The organism is Mesorhizobium sp. BR115XR7A (genome assembly GCF_020165315.1).
GTDB classification, from domain to species: domain Bacteria; phylum Pseudomonadota; class Alphaproteobacteria; order Rhizobiales; family Rhizobiaceae; genus Mesorhizobium; species Mesorhizobium australicum.
Genome location: NZ_JAIUHW010000001.1, coordinates 39,357 through 55,439 on the forward strand (window position 1 = coordinate 39,357; position 16,083 = coordinate 55,439).

The window sequence follows — 16,083 nt, forward strand, 5'->3', positions numbered from 1 at the left end:
CAGTGCCGAACGGCCCGGATCGCGAGACTGTGATCACCGTGGACCGTTCACCGTGGCAAGCCACGGGGACATCAGCATTATTTCTGCTTCAGCCGGCGCGAGAAACGCGTCCATTTGTCCTCGACCGGCCGTGGCTGGGCCAGGATCGTGGTGAGTTCCAGCGGCAGGCTTGGGGCAAGCGGCTTCTTCGTGGCGACGCCGTCGGCAATCAGGACCATCGAGTGGTAGAACTCGGTCCCGGCAGCAGATCTCGGTGCCACGGCTTCGTGCATGACACTGATCACCGTCACATCAGGGCAGTTGTCCTTGATGGCTTGGTGGAAGGCAATCTTGCCATCAGGGTCGAGAGCCCCGGTCGCCTCGTCGAGGAACAGCAGGCCCGGTTGCTGCAGGATGATACGAGCCACCACCAGCTTCTGCTTCTGGCCGCCCGACAGGACCTGATCCCAGCTCTTGCCCTCGCGGCTTTCATTGGCCATGTGTTCGATGAAATCGCCAAGGCCAGCCTTGTGCAGTGCCGACGCGACCTGGGTATCGCCGTGGTCGCCTTCCGAGCCTGGTAGGCAGACCAGCTGTTTCAGCGACACCTGCGGCAGCTTGACCTCCTGGGCGGCATAGAAGCTCTTGACGCCCTCGGGGAAGACGATGGTGCCGCGGCCATAAGGCCACAGGCCGTTGATCGCCTTGATCAGCGAGGTCTTGCCGCACCCGGATTCGCCTTTCAGGAAGGTCCATTCGCCGCGCCGGAAGCGCAGGTTGGCGGAACTGAGGAATGGTGTCGCATCCTCACCCTGATGCGCCAGCTCCAGCTTCTGGATGGTCAGACCGAAGACCGGATTCTGGCTGGCGTAGTGGAAGTCGGAACGGCCGCTCTGGCTGTAGAATTCCTGCGGGTGCTGGACTTTCTCGATCGCGTTGGCGAGCTCCGTCACGCGCTGGCTGTTGGCGCGCAGCGTCGCGATGGCGGGCATGACATGAATGAACCAGGAACACTGGCTGATGAGCTGGGCGACCATTTCGGAGCCGGTGATGTAGCCTTTATAGTCCAAGCGGCTGTGGATGAACGGCACAAGGCCTGGAGCATAGGCGACGATACGGGCGCCGACGAAGTTGTAGATCAGCTCGAACGACATATAGCTGGTGTTGACGACATTCAGCCGCCCCCAGGTGCGATCGATGTCGACATAGAGCCGGTCGTGCATCCTCTTCTGCACGCCCTCGCCATGCGAGGCGGCGACATGGAAGCTGCGGCGCAGGAACGTCGTCAGTTCGCTACGATAACTTCCCTCGGCCTTCTGCATGCGAATGTTGAGACGTTCCAGCAGGCTGCCGAGCTTGACGGCGATCCAGGTGTTGAGGGGGACGTAAGTGGCAACCGCGAGAAGGGCGAGAACAGCGCTGCCATAGCTGCCAAGGAACTCCAGGCCTTTGACCTCCACTGACGACTGCAACAGGTTCTGGCCTATAAAGTAGAGCGAAGTCGCCAGCCCCAGCACGCCCATGGCGAGGCCGATCGCACCGCCGGTCATGTCCTTGATCGATTCCTGGATGCGCTGGTCGACATTGTCGGGCGCAACGATGCCGCCGTCCGCGGAACCATGTTGAGCGTGAAAATGAGTATGGTTGCCGTCGAGCAAGGCCTGGTTGAATTGGTCGTTCAGCCAGCCGCGCCATTTGCGGTGCAAGGTTGCCGAGACGAGATTGCGCACGCCGGTGAAGCCGACGTCCTTGAGCATGACCAGCAGCACCAGTATGCCGGCGTTGGTCAGGATTGTCTCCAAGGGCCTGGTGTTGGCGGCATCGTGCAGGAAGGCGATCGAATTCACCAATTCGCCCGACGCCATGGCGAACCACACGCTGGCCTTGCTGGACAGCGCGGTGAGCAGGGCTATCACCAGCGTCAGCGCCCAGGCTTCCTTCCAGCGGTCCGAGATCCAGTAGGCTCGCACGAGCCCCCAGAAATTGCGCATCGAGGATACCGGCGTCAAATGCGACCGCCCTGCGGCGTCGCTGCGTAGTCCATCCGGTACTGACTCTTGCGATCGCCTGCCGATCCGAATCACGATCCCGCCCAAACCTTTTTTGTTTTGTTACGGATGGTAACACCAATTGATCATTTTCCATTAATTTTTAAACCAGGCCTGTGGGATTGCTTTCGCGGCCGTTGCACTGAAGCAACAGATTGAAGATCGAATCGCCAGCAAAACGGTGGGCAGCGATCAGGAAATTTTGATTGGTTTCAGCAGCTTGGACGCGGCGAACGGGGCTTTTGTCGATCTTCCCCTGGGGAAACCTGGTACACGGTTTCGTGACTCAAAAAATCATGAGGGCCGGGGTCGACGCCGCTTCCTTGCCGCGGCGAAGTCGCCAATATCGCATCGGAACAGCGGGAGTGCAGGATCGTTCTCTTGCCCATTCGTCAACCAAATGGGGGATCCGCACCGGCCCAATGGCAAGCGGCTCTTTCATCAGCTACGTCAAAATGGAGGAGAAGTGGCGTCCCCTGGCCTCAGCCGGTTTTCTCCAACTCGCCACGCGCCTTGGCCGCCGCGACCTGACGGATCGCATCGGCCAACGTGTCGGCATCCTGCGCACCCATCACGGCATATTTGTCCTCGAGCAGGAAGCACGGCACGCCTGTGATGCCCATGCGCGACGCGGTGGCGATTTCCGTGCGAACCGCCTCGACATCAGCGTCACTCGGCAAGAGCGTTTCGACAACAGCGGCGTCCATGCCGGCCTCGCGGGCAGCTTCGACCAAGACGGTGTGGTCGCCGATATTGGCGCCTTCCTCGAAATTCAGCTGGAATAGGTGGCGCACCAGTCGGTTCTGGACGTCCTCGCCGGCGGCACCGGCCCAGCGGATCAGCCGATGCGCGTCGAGTGTGTTCGGCGCCACCTTGATAGCGTCGAAGGCAAAGGAAATGCCTTCAGCTTCGCCAAGCGGTTCGATGCGAGCATGAATTTCGCGAATGCGCTCGTCGCTGCCGAACTTGGCCAGCATGTAGTCGTGGCGGTCCTTGCCTTGCGGCGGAATGGTTGGATCGAGTTGGAACGGCCGCCAGCGTATATGCACTTCGACATCGCCGGCCGCGGCGATCGCCTTGTCCAGCCGCTTCTGACCGATGAAGCACCACGGGCAGACGACGTCCGACACCACGTCGACGGTTATGGCGTTCGCTTCGCTCATCTCGATCTCCGGACTTCAGTTCGGTTTGCGCCACCATGTTGGCAGCTGATAACCGAATATGGGCGTCTTGCGCGGATGTTCCAGATAATTCCAGTAAGCAAGCCACTGCTGCGTATTGTACTGCATCGGCACCATGTAATTGCCGGAGATCAGCAGCCGATCGAGAACGCGAACCGCCGCGACGTAATCCTCTTTCGAACGGGCTCGCAGCATTGCGTCGATGGCCGCATCGATCGCCGGATCGGCGACGCCGGCGAGGTTGAACGATCCCTCGGTCCTGGCCGCGGCGGACGACCAGCGCCCGATCTGCTCAATGCCAGGGGACAACGAATTGTTGAAGCCGCTGGAGCCGATCAGGACCTCGAAATCGAAACGCTGCTTGCGCGACTGGATCTGGTCGCCGTCCAGGCTGCGGATGCTGACATTGATGCCGATCTTCTCAAGCGTGCGCTGATAGATGCCGGCCAGACGTTCTTCATCCTGCGAGGCGGTCAGAATCTCGAAGCCGAAAGGTTTACCGTCGGGATCGATCATCGTGCCGTCCTGCACATGGTAGCCGATGCTTTTCAGAAGATCGAAAGCGGTCTTCAGCACCTTGCGGTCCTGGCCCGAACCGTCCGTCACCGGCGGTTTCCAGGTGCCGTCCATGACGTCGGCCGGCACGCGGCCGGGATAGGGCGCCAGCAGCGCCTTTTCCCTGTCATCAGCCGGATGGCCGAGCGCGGAAAGCTCCGAGTTCTGCCAGTAGCTCATCGTGCGGGTGTACTTGCCGCCGAACAGGTTCTTGTTGGCCCATTCGAAATCATAAAGCATGCCGAGCGCGCGCCGAACCACGGGGTTGGAAAACTTCGGCAGCCTCGTGTTGAACAGAAAACCCGTCACGACGGGTGGAATGCCGGTATCGAAGGTTTCTGAGACAACGTCTCCCCTATGAAACGCCGGAAAGTCGAGATCGCGCTCGCGTTTCACCGGATCGCTGTCGTCGTCGATGGCGCAAAGACCCTTCTTGAAAGCTTCGAGCTTGGCGTTGGCGTTGAGAAAATACTCGATGGTGATCTGGTCGTAATTGTCGAAACCGCGCTTGGCGGGAACGTTCTTGCCCCAATAGTCGGGGTTGCGCTTGAAGACGATGCGCTGGCCGGGCGTCACCTGCGCGATCCTGTAGGGACCGCTGCCGATCAACGGCTTCAGCGTCGTCCTGTCGAAAGTGTCGATGTCGAAAGCGTGCTTGGGGATGATCGGTGTCAGCGCGATGATCAGCGGAAACTCACGATCGGCCTTGTCATTGAAGGTAAAGCGCACGCTATGGTCGCCCGTCTTTTCGAGCTTGGCGATCCTGGCCATGCGGTCGCTGTAGGGCGGACGGCCTTTCTGCGTATAGGCATCGTAGGTGAACAGCACGTCTTCCGGCGTCACTGGCTGACCATCCGACCATTTGGCATTCGGGTTGAGATGGAATTCGATGGTCTTGCGCTCGGGATCCATGTCGGCGGTGTCGGCCAGAAGCCCATAAAGGGTAAAGGCCTCGTCGGCACTGCGCTGCATCAGCGGCTCGAAGACCAGATTGCCGTAAATCGTGTCCATCATGCCGCGCGCGGTCGTGCGCAGGCTTTTCAGGATGAAAGGGTTGAGATTGTCGAAGCTGCCGACGACGCAATAGGTAATGCTGCCACCCTTCGGCGCGTCGGGATTGACGTAGCTGAAATGGGTGTAGTCCGGCGGCAGGGCCGGTTCGCCCTGCATCGCAATCGCGTGTTTCGGCTCCGACAGCGCCGGAGGCGACGACAGGCTGAAAAACGATAATGCGGTGACCAGCCAAACAAGAACGCGGCCCATGACCGTCTCCTTAACAGGTCGGCTTGATGATTCGGTCCGCACCCTAGCATGGGGCACCTGCGTGGCGGCCAATGGCGTCGTCAAGAATTACCGGTCGGCGGGCTGGATTCGACGCCGCTTGCAGTGTAACACGCCGTCCGAAGTCATTCTGTTGCCTCATTTTGGCAACAGGTAGCTGGACCACACGGCGCGAAGAAGCCGGTCCCGGGATCATTGAGAGGAAGTGCACGACATGACGAGCCTGAACAGCAACGCGTACCGCCTGTCGGTCATGGCCGCAGGCGTGGTTGGCTTTCTCGGCGCAGGACTTCCCTCTGCTTCCGCGCAGCAGCAGCCGCAGATTCCGCAGGGCTGGTTCAAGGCCTGCACCAAGCAGGAAGACGTCGACATCTGCAATGTCCAGAACATCGTCACCGCTGGCAATGGCCAACTCGTCACCGGCGTCAGCCTGATCGAGCTCAAGGGCAAGGTGAACCGCAAAGTGTTCCAGGTGACGGTCCCGACCGGCCGCCTCGTGCCTCCCGGCATCGGCCTGCAGATCGACACCGGCAAGGCGCAGAAGCTCGACTATGTCATCTGCTTCCCGGATCGTTGCGTGGCGGAAGTGCCGCTGACCGATCAGCTTGTCGCTTCGTTCAAGAAGGGTCAGGGGATCACGCTGACCTCGATCAATTTCCAGAACCAGGCCAACCCGATCAAGATCGCGCTGCAGGGCTTCAGCGGCGCCTATGACGGCCCGCCGCTGCAGCAGTCGGACATCGAGGACCGGCAGAAGAAGCTTCAGGACTTCGTCGCCAAGAACAACCAGGATTTCGCCAAGAAGCTCAAGGACGAGCAGGACAAGGCGAAGACCGCCAACTGATCCGGCGTCGGGAATATAGCGAGTCAAAAAAGCGGGGTCATGCCCCGCTTTTTTCATTTCTGGCCATACTCAGCATGCCGGAAGTCAGTGCCTGGACTGCCGTTTCGGCGCATAGCGCCCATCCGGCTTCTTGTCGAACATTTCCTTGATTTGCGGATGGCGGACAGGTTCTCCCGATTGGTCCTCGAGCAAATTCTGCTCGGACACATAGGCGATGTATTCGGTTTCCGAATTCTCGGCGAGCAGGTGGTAGAATGGTTGGTCCTTGCGCGGCCGTACGTCGGCGGGGATGGCCTCGTACCATTCGTCGGTGTTGGCGAATTGCGGATCGACGTCGAAAATGATGCCTCGGAACGGGAACAGCCGGTGGCGAACCACCTGTCCGATCGCGAATTTGGCCGTTTTCATCGCACTCACCACTGAATTCCTTGGCTTTATTTGGCGCAGACTCCGCATCAATTCAATCCCGAGCGTCTGAGCGCCTTCAAGATACGCGGTATGCGCAACAAAGGTTTTGATGAACGTCGCGATACCGCGGCAAAGTCCGCAAAATCGCTACCGCTGCCGAGCCGGCTTCCGAAGGCCGCCCGCAACTGCCGCAAAGCCGCTGCCCGGGCGAAGCCCTTCCCGCATGAAGAAGGCGCGCAGCGGCGTAAAGCCGCCAAGTACACCCAGGCCAACGCCACGCGCCATCTGCGCCGGCAACATGTCCGAAAGCAGCGACATGTTGAGCAGATTGACTGCGCTGCTGCGCGCCAGAATATCGGGCCGGCGCTTGAAATCGTATGCAGCAAGGGCCGCAACAGCCCCCGGATCCTCACGATTTTCACGCGCGATTCCAACCAGATCGTCAATATCCCTGATGCCTAGGTTGAGGCCTTGCGCGCCGATTGGCGGGAACACGTGCGCCGCCTCGCCGACAAGCGCCACCCGTCGCGCGGCGAAACGCAGGGGGGTCACCGTCGACAATGGATAAATCTGGCGACCCGGCTCGACGGATACCCGGCCCAGCATCGATTGCATCTTTTGCTCGACGCGGAGCGAGAGCGTTGCATCGTCCAAAGCGGCAAGCTCCTTGGCGGTCTCTGGCTTGACCACCCAGACAAGGCTGGAGCGATTGCCCGGCAGTGGAACCTGCGTGAACGGGCCGGTCTCTGTATGGAATTCCGTCGAGGTGAAGCCATGTTCGCGGTTGTGGCGGAAATTGAGGACAAGCGCCGCCTGAGGATAGGCGCGCGCCGCCGTCGAGATGCCCGCGGCCTCGCGGGCCGGCGACAGGCGGCCGTCGGCGGCGACCGCAAGGGACGCATCGATCTCGCTGCCATCAGCCAGCGCGGCATGCGCTTTGACGGCGCCAAGATGCCATGCCTTCACTATGGATCTGCGCCATTCGATGCCGGAATGCGCGGCCACCTTGCCGGCAAGCGCCGGGCCAAGGACGCCGTTGGGCAGGTTCAGGCCGAACTGTTCCTCGCCGATCTCGCTGGCGCGGAAGGTGACGACGGGGCTGCGGACCAGCCGGCCGGTCGCATCGACAATGCGCATCACCTTCAACGGCGCGCCCTTGGGCCTGATGTCCTCGATCACGCCCAGCCGTTCCAGCATCTTCAGGGCAGGCGTCATGAGCGCCGTGGTGCGACCGTCGGGAGCCGAGGTTTCCGGCCCGGCAATCGTCACCGGAAAGCCGGCATCGGCGAAGGCAAGCGCGGCGATCAACCCCGCCGGCCCCGTGCCCGCAATCAGTATCCGCGCTGTTTCCTGATGCTCCAAGATCGGCTTCCGGTCTGCAGTTGAGAGGCGGCCACCAGACCCGCCAGTCGAAAGAGGCATATAGGGCAGATCATGCGGCTTGATCAACGCGGCGATTCGGCCCATTCGGATGTCATGACCGGCCAACAGGACGACTTCAGCCATCTCGACCGCGCCGGCCGCGCCACGGCAAATGTCGCGCGCGACCCGCGTTTGACGGTCAACGTCGTCGTCTGTGCAAGCATCGCGTTGGCCTGGCTGCTGCTTGCCGCGATGGCGATACGCGGCGCCGAGGCGCGGATCAGCGCGCCGGGTGACGCTCTCCTGCGCAACCTGCCACAGCTGCCGCTGCCCGATTTCCTGGACCATTTTTTCGTTCTTTGCCTTTCGCCAGCGCCGCTGGACGCAAGCATCGGCCCGCGTGCTTTGGCACTCATCCTCATGTGGTTCCTGATGGCGATCGCCGCGATGCTGCCGTCGGCGGCACCGATGATCCGCACCTATTGCGAGATCGCCGATACGGCGCGGATCAAGCGGGCGCCGGTCGTCCATCCGCTGGTGCTGGTTGCCGGCTACCTCTGCGCCTGGCTCGCCGCATCGCTGCTGTTTGCGGCACTGACACTCGCCGTCCACGCAGTCGCCGCGTCCGCGGGGGTATTCGATCCGGTGCTTGGCGTTGCTGGTGGGCTGGCCTTGCTGGTTGCCGGCCTCTACCAGTTCAGCGGCCTCAAGGAGGCCTGCCTGACGAAATGCCGGAACCCATTCTCGACCTTGTTTTCAAACTGGAGTGCCGAGACCTTCCGCATCTTTCGGCTGGGCATCGTGCAAGGTATCTGGTGCCTGGGATGCTGCTGGGCATTGATGCTGGTGATGTTCGCCGTCGGCGTCATGAACGTCTTCTGGATGGCGCTGATCGGCGTGTTCACCCTAATTGAAAAACAAACGATGGGCAGTCTTCCAACCCGGCTGGCCGGTGCGATACTGCTTGTCTGGGCAGCCGTGCTGCTAGTAGTCTCACTGTGATTGGGGGGAATTCGATGACTGACCCGGGCTGGGCAATGAAAGGAGAGCTCGTACTCTCCTGCAATTGCACGGTTTTTTGCCCTTGCGTCTTGTCGCTCGGCACCCACCCACCAACAGAAGGCTATTGCCAGACATGGGCGGGTTTCCGTATCGATGCGGGTCACTTCGGCGAAGTCGACCTCTCCGGCCTCAACCTTGGGCTGATCATGGAAATCCCCGGTTACATGAGCCGCGGCAATTGGACCGCGGGCCTGTTCATCGACATCAGAGCCTCGGTTTACGCGGTCAAGGCGTTGACCAAGATCTTCACCGGCAAGGCCGGCGGGACCACGTCGCTGCTCTCGATCCTCGTCGGCAAATTCCTGGGCGTAGAACAGGTGCCGATCACCTACGAGACACGGGACAAGACGCGTATCTTCCAGATTCCGAAGATCATCGACGGGGCGGTCACGCCAATCGCGGGCAAGGACCGCGACAAGGATACGGTGATCACGAACTCGGAGTACTGGATCGCGCCGGAGATCATCGTGGCAAGGTCCGACAAGAGCAAGATGCGCGCCTTTGGCCGCAACTGGAATTTCGCCGGCCGCTCGGCCGAGATCTGCAAGCTTGATTGGCGGGGCCCGTGAGCAAGAACACAAAAGCCCGCAAGATCGCCGGGAAGATCACCGACCGGATTCCACGGCCGAAGAAGAAGGTCACCTGGCCGCAGGCGCGTGCGTTTTCGGTGCATCTGCTGACCGCCTCCGGTTCGTTCCTGGCTTTCCTGTCGCTGGTGGCGGCGAGCGAGGAGCGCTGGACGGCCATGTTCTGGTGGCTAGGCCTGGCGCTGTTCGTCGATGGCATCGACGGGCCGATCGCCCGAAAGCTGGAGGTCAAGGAAATCCTGCCGACCTGGTCCGGCGAACTCCTCGACAACATCATCGACTACGTGACCTACGTGCTGATCCCGGCCTTCGCGCTCTACCAACGGGGCTTCATGGGCGAAGGCCTGTCGTTCCTTTCGGCGGCGATCATCGTCGTCTCCAGCGCGATCTACTATGCCGACACCGGCATGAAGACGAAGGAGAATTTCTTCAAGGGATTCCCGGTGGTCTGGAACATGGTCGTGTTCACGCTGTTTGTCATCGAACCGGGACAATGGGTCTCGTTCGCGGTGGTGGTGGTGGCCGGCATTCTGACTTTTGTCCCAATAAACTTCATCCATCCGGTGCGGGTGAAGCGGCTGCGGCCGATCAATCTCGGCATGACGCTGTTGTGGTGTGCTTTCGGCGCGCTCGCGCTTGCGCAGGCCGCACTCGCCGCTTTCTACGACCAGATCGGCGTGCTGGGCGAGCAAGTCGGCACTTTCACCAAGATCGGAATCACCGTTACCGGGCTCTATCTCGCAACCATTGGTGGCCTCATGCAGTTCTTTCCGAACCTCGGCGCCAAAAAGGCCTGACCAGCCGCTCTTCAAGGAATCCTCTCCATGTCCAAAGCCATCCGCATCCACGCCAATGGCGGTCCGGAAGTCCTGATCCATGAGGACGCCGATCCTGGCCAGCCGGGTTCGGGGCAGATCCTGATCAGGCATACCGCGATCGGTCTCAATTTCATCGATGTCTATCATCGCTCGGGTCTTTATCCGCCGCCCGGCGGATTTCCGCTCATTCCGGGCAGCGAAGCCGCCGGCGTGGTGCTGGAAGTCGGCGGGGGCATCGACTGGCTGAAGCCGGGCGACCGGATAGCCTATGCCGTGACGACGGGCGCTTACGCGCAAGAGCGCGTCATCGATGCCAGCAAGGTCGTCAAGGTACCGGACGGCATCAGCGACGAGCAGGCCGCCGCCATGATGCTGAAAGGCATGACCGCGGAATATCTTCTGCGCCGCACCTTCAAGGTGAAGGCGGGCGACACCATCCTGTTTCATGCCGCGGCCGGCGGGGTCGGCCTGATCCTCGGCCAATGGGCGAAGCATCTCGGCGCGACGGTCATCGGCACCGCCAGTTCCACCGACAAGATCGAACTCGCCAAGGCGCACGGCTTCGACCATGTCATCAACTACAAGGAGCAGGATTTCGTCGCCGGCGTAGCCGCCATCACCGGCGGCAAGAAGTGCGATGTCGTCTACGATTCGGTGGGTAACGACACATTTCCGGCCTCGCTCGACTGCCTGAAGCCGCTCGGCATGTTCGTCAGCTTCGGCCAGTCCTCGGGACCCATCCCGCCGTTCTCGATGTCGCTGCTGGCGCAGAAGGGCTCGCTGTTCGCAACCAGGCCGACGCTGTTCGTCTACAATGCCAGACGTGAGGACCTCGATGCCTCCGCCGCCGCACTGTTCGAGGTCGTGCTCAGCGGCGCCGTCGAGATCAAGATCAATCAGCGCTATGCGCTGAAAGATGCCGGCAAGGCACATGCGGACCTTGAAGGCCGCAGAACGACAGGTACGACCATCCTGGTTCCCTGACGGCAATCTGCCTGGGTTTTCAGCGCGCTGCCGCAGCCGCGAGCATGGTTTGCCCGAAAAGCCGGCCCGCCATATGCTTGTGCGAAGGAAGGCTGATCTTTGCCCTTGAGTTTCCGCTGAAATTCTTGAAGCTCTTTCAAGTTGGGTGCTGCTTTCGCACGAGAGCCGGCCGCGCATACGATGCTTGCGGGAACACAGAACATGTCCGGTAATCCGGATGGGAGGCACTGTGAGTGCAAATCATGATGGGGCGAACCTGCTCGAGGTTCGTGGCCTGACCAAGATATTCGGCACGCTGACAGCGTGCGATCATATCGATCTCAACATCGCCAAAGGTGAAATCCACGCTTTGCTCGGCGAGAACGGCGCTGGCAAATCGACGCTGGTCAAGATGCTGTTCGGCTCGCTGGAACCCAATTCCGGCGAGATTTTCTGGAACGGCCAGGCAGTGCGGATCACCAGCCCAGGCGTTGCCAAAAAGCTCGGCATCGGCATGGTTTTCCAGCATTTTTCCCTGTTCGAAGCCCTGACGGCCGCCGAGAACATCGCGCTGTCGCTGGATGACGGCTCGCCGATCGGCAGCATCGCGGCCAAGGCGAGGGCGCTTTCCTACAGCTACGGCCTGCCGCTCGATCCGGAATCGCTGGTCGGCGATCTGTCCGTCGGCGAGCGCCAGCGCATCGAGATCATCCGCTGCCTGCTGCAGACGCCGCAGCTCATCATCCTGGACGAGCCGACATCGGTGCTGACGCCGCAGGAAGCGGACAAGCTGTTCGAGACGCTGGAGCGCTTGCGCGCGGAAGGCAAATCGATCCTCTACATTTCGCACCGGCTTGAAGAGGTCAAACGCATCTGCGACCGCGCCACGGTGTTGCGGCACGGCAAGGTGGTCGGTCACTGCAACCCGCGCGAGGAGACAGCCTCATCGCTCGCCCGCATGATGGTCGGCAACGAAGTGCAAGCTGTGGTGCGGGCGCCGGTCGAGGGGATCGAAACCGCGCAGCCGCTGCTCGAAATCCTCAACCTCAACCGCAAGCCGGCAACGCCGTTTTCCATTCCGCTCAAGAACATCAGCCTCAATGTCCGCGCTGGCGAGGTGATCGGCATTGCCGGTGTCGCCGGCAACGGCCAAGGCGAGTTCTTCGAATCCGTCTCCGGCGAGGTTTTGCAGCAGGATGCCGCTTCGGTGCGCATCCGCGGCAAGAACGCCGGCAGCCTCACCATTACCGGGCGGCGCCTGTTGGGGGCCGCGTTCGTGCCGGAGGAGCGTCTCGGCCATGGCGCCGCGCCGCGCATGAAGCTCTCGGAAAACCTCCTGCTGTCGCGCCATGCCACGGACGGCAAGGCTTTTGTCGGCAGCGGCGGCATGGTCAAAAGCGGCGCCGTCTATGCCGCCTCGCAGCGCATCATCGAGGCGATGGATGTGCGCAAGAGCGCCCCGGATCCTGAAGCGGCAGCACTTTCGGGCGGCAATCTGCAAAAATTCATCGTCGGCCGCGAGCTCGACCGCCGGCCAAGCGTGATGGTGGTGAACCAGCCGACCTGGGGTGTCGACGCCGGAGCCGCAGCGCACATCCGTCAGGCCTTGATCGAGCTCTCTCGCAGCGGATCGGCGGTGCTGGTGATCAGCCAGGATCTCGACGAGCTGTTCGAAATATCGGACGCGATCGCCGTCATGCACAATGGAGAATTGTCCAGGCCGATGCCGATCGCCGAAGCGACTTTCGAGAAGGTCGGCTTGCTGATGGGTGGCGCCGAGCCCGGCCACGCCGAACATACGCTGGAGACGGCATGATGCGCCTCGAACTTGTCAAACGCCCGCAGCGCTCGGCGCTGTTTTCGATGCTGTCGCCGTTCATCGCCTTCGCGCTGACCATCATTGCCGGCGCGGTTCTGTTCGCGCTGCTCGGCGTCAACCCGCTGAATGCCTTCCATATCTATTTCATCGAGCCGATAAGCCAGGTCTGGCAGTTGCACGAGCTGGCGATCAAGGCAGCGCCGCTGATCCTGATCGCTGTCGGCCTGTCGGTCTGCTACAAGGCCAACATCTGGAACATCGGCGCCGAAGGCCAGTTCATCTTCGGCGCAATCTTCGGCTCGATCATTCCCGTGCTGTTCCCGCAATTCGATGGCCCGCTGGTGCTGCCGCTGATGCTTCTGCTCGGCATGGTCGGCGGTGCGGCCTACGCGGCGATCCCGGCCTTGCTGAAGACCCGGTTCAATACCAACGAGATCCTGACCAGCCTCATGCTGGTCTATGTCGCGCAGCTCTTCCTCGACTGGCTGGTGCGGGGTCCCTGGCGCGATCCGCAGGGCCACGGCTTTCCGCAGACGATCCAGTTCGGCGACGCGGCCGTGCTGCCGGAACTGATGCCCGATGCCGGGCGCGCCAATTGGGGGTTTGTGTTCGCCCTGGTGGCCGCGGTGCTGATCTGGATCCTGATGGGCCGCATGCTCAAGGGCTTCGAGGTCCGCGTGCTGGGCTCCAGCCCAAGGGCAGGGCGCTTCGCCGGCTTCGGCCTCAACCGGATGGTGTTCTTTGCCTTCCTGCTATCGGGAGCGCTGGCCGGCCTTGCCGGCATCTCCGAAGTTTCCGGCGCCATCGGGCAACTTCAGCCCGTGATTTCGCCCGGGTATGGCTTCACGGCCATCATCGTGGCGTTCCTCGGCCGCCTCAACCCGCTCGGCATCGTCGCCGCGGGCCTGGTGCTGGCCCTGACCTATCTCGGCGGCGAGGCCGTGCAAAGCGCACTCGGCATTTCCGACAAGGTGGCGAGGGTGTTCCAGGGCATGCTGCTGTTCTTCGTGCTCGGCTGCGACACGCTCATTCATTACCGCATCCGCTTGATCGGTCTGGCGCTGACGAAACAGGAAACGCCCGCGAAGCTCGAGGCCGCGCCAAAGTTGAAGGAAGCCCGCTGATGGACATCACCGTCAACATCCTCCTGACCATCGCCACGGCGGCGACGCCGCTTTTGATCGCGGCGATTGGCGAACTGGTGGTCGAACGTTCCGGCGTGCTCAACCTCGGTGTCGAAGGCATGATGGTCATGGGCGCCGTCGGCGGCTTCGGGGCCGGCTATCTGACGGGATCGCCCTGGATCGGCCTTCTGGCGGCGATCGTCGTGGGCGCGCTGTTCTCCTTGCTTTTTGCCGTGATGACGCTGTCGCTGGCCACCAACCAGGTGGCAACAGGCCTGTCACTGACGCTGCTTGGTCTCGGCCTTTCCGGCATGATGGGAACAAGCTTCGTCGGCCAGCCCGGCGTCAGGCTGCCCAATCTCGATATTCCCGGCCTCAGTTCCATACCGGTCGTGGGCAGGCTTCTTTTTGGCCAGGATCCGATCTTCTACATTTCGATCGCGCTGACGGCGGCGGTGATGTGGTTCCTGTTCAAGACGCGTACCGGCCTCACGCTGCGCTCGATCGGCGACAGCCACACGTCGGCGCATGCGCTCGGCATCAAGGTCATCCGTTACCGCTATCTCTCGGTCATCTTCGGCGGTGCCTGCGCCGGTCTTGCCGGTGGGCATCTGTCGCTCGTCTATACGCCACAGTGGGTCGAGAACATGTCCGCGGGCCGAGGCTGGATCGCGCTCGCACTGGTGGTGTTCGCGTCCTGGCGGCCATGGCGGGTACTGGCCGGCGCCTACATCTTCGGCGCGGTGTGGATCGGCCAGCTTCATGCACAGGCTTTTGGCATTCCAGTGCCCTCGCAGATGCTTTCTTCTCTACCCTATCTGGCAACCGTCGTGGTTCTCGTTCTAATCTCGCGCAACAAGCGTCTGACGATGATGAACACGCCGGCATCCCTGGGGCAGCCATTCGTTCCGGATCGTTGACAACAAGAACAAGACGGGAAGCTCCAAGGCTTAACTCAGAGAGGTAACACAATGAAAAAACTGCTTATTGCCCTGATGACGACGACAGCGGCTTTGTCGCTGGCCGCGTCCGCGGAGGCCGCCGACAAGTTGAAGGCCTGCTGGGTCTACACCGGCCCGATCGGCGATTTCGGCTATTCCTACCAGCACGACCAGGGCCGCCTTGAGGTGGAGAAGGCGCTCGGCGACAAGGTCGAGACTGCTTACCTGGAAAACGTCTCCGAAGGCCCCGATGCCGACCGCGCTTTCGAGCGCCTGGCGCGCGAAGGCTGCAAGATCATCTTCGGCACCTCGTTCGGCTTCATGGACGCCGAAGTGAAGGTCGCCAAGAAGTTTCCCAAGGTGATGTTCGAGCACGCCACCGGCTACAAGACCGGGGACAATCTCGGCATCTACAATGCCCGCTTCTATGAAGGCCGCTATGTGCTCGGCCAGATCGCCGCCAAGGAATCGAAGTCCGGCGTCGCCGGCTACATCGTCTCCTTCCCGATCCCGGAAGTGGTGATGGGGATCAACTCCTTCATGCTCGGCGCGCAGTCGATCAATCCGAACTTCAAGGCCAAGATCGTCTGGGTCAATTCGTGGTTCGATCCGGGCAAGGAAGCCGACGCCGCCAAGGCGCTGTTCGACCAGGGCGCCGACATCATCGTCCAGCACACCGACTCGACCGCGGCCCTGCAGGTGGCCGAGGAGCGCAAGCTGCACGGCTTCGGCCAGTCGTCCGACATGATCAAGTTCGCGCCCAACGCGCAGCTGACCTCGCTGACGGACGAATGGGGTCCGTACTATATCAGCCGCGTGCAGGCGGCCATCGACGGCACCTGGAAGCCGGACAATGTCTGGCTCGGCATCAAGGACGGCGCGGTCAAGCTCGCGCCCTACACCAACATGCCCGACGACGTGAAGGCGATGGCCGAAGCGACCGAAAAGAAGATCGCCGGAGGCTGGAACCCCTTCACCGGGCCGATCGCCAAGCAGGACGGCTCGGCATGGCTGAAGGACGGCGAGGTCGCCGACGACGGCACGCTGCTCGGCATGAATTTCTACGTCAAGGGCATCGACGACAAGTTGCCGCAATAAGCAGCACGCCACG

Annotated in this window: 14 protein-coding genes; 9 read left to right on the top strand and 5 right to left on the bottom strand. The window is 61.7% G+C overall.

Annotation, left to right across the window (positions count from 1 at the left end; translation table 11 throughout):
* Nucleotides 1-77: 77 nt before the first annotated feature.
* The 3 genes from LB557_RS00245 to LB557_RS00255 all read right to left on the bottom strand — a co-directional run bounded on the left by LB557_RS00245 (nt 78) and on the right by LB557_RS00255 (nt 5,026).
* Nucleotides 78-1,970 carry an ABC transporter ATP-binding protein/permease gene (locus LB557_RS00245; RefSeq protein WP_015317878.1) on the bottom strand — a complete coding sequence of 631 codons (1,893 nt, stop codon included), beginning with the start codon at nt 1,968-1,970 and terminating at the stop codon, nt 78-80.
* 539 nt (nt 1,971-2,509) lie between these two features.
* Entirely contained in the window at nt 2,510-3,190 is a 681-nt protein-coding gene (locus tag LB557_RS00250) for a DsbA family oxidoreductase (protein WP_015317879.1), read from the bottom strand.
* Nucleotides 3,191-3,205: 15 nt separating this feature from the next.
* Nucleotides 3,206-5,026 (bottom strand): extracellular solute-binding protein, encoded by a 1,821-nt coding sequence (locus LB557_RS00255; RefSeq protein ID WP_140619652.1) that lies wholly within the window; start codon nt 5,024-5,026, stop codon nt 3,206-3,208.
* 232 nt (nt 5,027-5,258) lie between these two features.
* On the opposite strand from LB557_RS00255, the gene LB557_RS00260 reads away from it, so the two are divergent.
* On the top strand, nt 5,259-5,888 hold the full coding sequence (locus LB557_RS00260; RefSeq protein WP_015317881.1) for an invasion associated locus B family protein: 630 nt from the start codon (nt 5,259-5,261) through the stop codon (nt 5,886-5,888).
* 84 nt (nt 5,889-5,972) lie between these two features.
* Here LB557_RS00260 and hspQ read toward each other — a convergent pair whose 3' ends face one another.
* Nucleotides 5,973-6,296 carry a heat shock protein HspQ gene (hspQ, locus tag LB557_RS00265; RefSeq protein WP_027142695.1) on the bottom strand — a complete coding sequence of 108 codons (324 nt, stop codon included), beginning with the start codon at nt 6,294-6,296 and terminating at the stop codon, nt 5,973-5,975.
* Nucleotides 6,297-6,443: 147 nt separating this feature from the next.
* On the bottom strand, nt 6,444-7,658 hold the full coding sequence (locus LB557_RS00270; RefSeq protein WP_224643211.1) for a UbiH/UbiF family hydroxylase: 1,215 nt from the start codon (nt 7,656-7,658) through the stop codon (nt 6,444-6,446).
* Between the two features lie 72 nt (nt 7,659-7,730).
* On the opposite strand from LB557_RS00270, the gene LB557_RS00275 reads away from it, so the two are divergent.
* From LB557_RS00275 to LB557_RS00310, 8 genes are all read left to right on the top strand, one after another.
* A complete protein-coding gene (locus tag LB557_RS00275; RefSeq protein WP_140619648.1) occupies nt 7,731-8,660 on the top strand; it encodes a DUF2182 domain-containing protein in 930 nt (309 codons plus the stop codon).
* Nucleotides 8,661-8,674: 14 nt separating this feature from the next.
* Nucleotides 8,675-9,289, top strand: a complete 615-nt coding sequence (locus LB557_RS00280; RefSeq protein WP_140718168.1) for a DUF1326 domain-containing protein — start codon at nt 8,675-8,677, stop codon at nt 9,287-9,289.
* Between the two features lie 47 nt (nt 9,290-9,336).
* Nucleotides 9,337-10,104, top strand: coding sequence for a phosphatidylcholine synthase (pcsA, locus tag LB557_RS00285; RefSeq protein WP_224587278.1), 768 nt, complete (start codon nt 9,337-9,339; stop codon nt 10,102-10,104).
* A 27-nt stretch (nt 10,105-10,131) separates the two neighbouring features.
* Entirely contained in the window at nt 10,132-11,109 is a 978-nt protein-coding gene (locus LB557_RS00290) for a quinone oxidoreductase family protein (RefSeq protein WP_140824442.1), read from the top strand.
* 217 nt (nt 11,110-11,326) lie between these two features.
* On the top strand, nt 11,327-12,904 hold the full coding sequence (locus LB557_RS00295; RefSeq protein ID WP_041163454.1) for an ABC transporter ATP-binding protein: 1,578 nt from the start codon (nt 11,327-11,329) through the stop codon (nt 12,902-12,904).
* Nucleotides 12,901-14,031, top strand: a complete 1,131-nt coding sequence (locus LB557_RS00300; protein WP_140824441.1) for an ABC transporter permease — start codon at nt 12,901-12,903, stop codon at nt 14,029-14,031. Before LB557_RS00295 ends, LB557_RS00300 begins: the two co-directional genes overlap by 4 nt.
* Nucleotides 14,031-14,951 carry an ABC transporter permease gene (locus LB557_RS00305; RefSeq protein ID WP_140824440.1) on the top strand — a complete coding sequence of 307 codons (921 nt, stop codon included), beginning with the start codon at nt 14,031-14,033 and terminating at the stop codon, nt 14,949-14,951. The genes LB557_RS00300 and LB557_RS00305 overlap by 1 nt, the downstream gene beginning before the upstream one ends.
* 51 nt (nt 14,952-15,002) lie before the next feature.
* Nucleotides 15,003-16,070 carry a BMP family ABC transporter substrate-binding protein gene (locus LB557_RS00310; protein ID WP_224643212.1) on the top strand — a complete coding sequence of 356 codons (1,068 nt, stop codon included), beginning with the start codon at nt 15,003-15,005 and terminating at the stop codon, nt 16,068-16,070.
* Nucleotides 16,071-16,083: the final 13 nt, after the last annotated feature.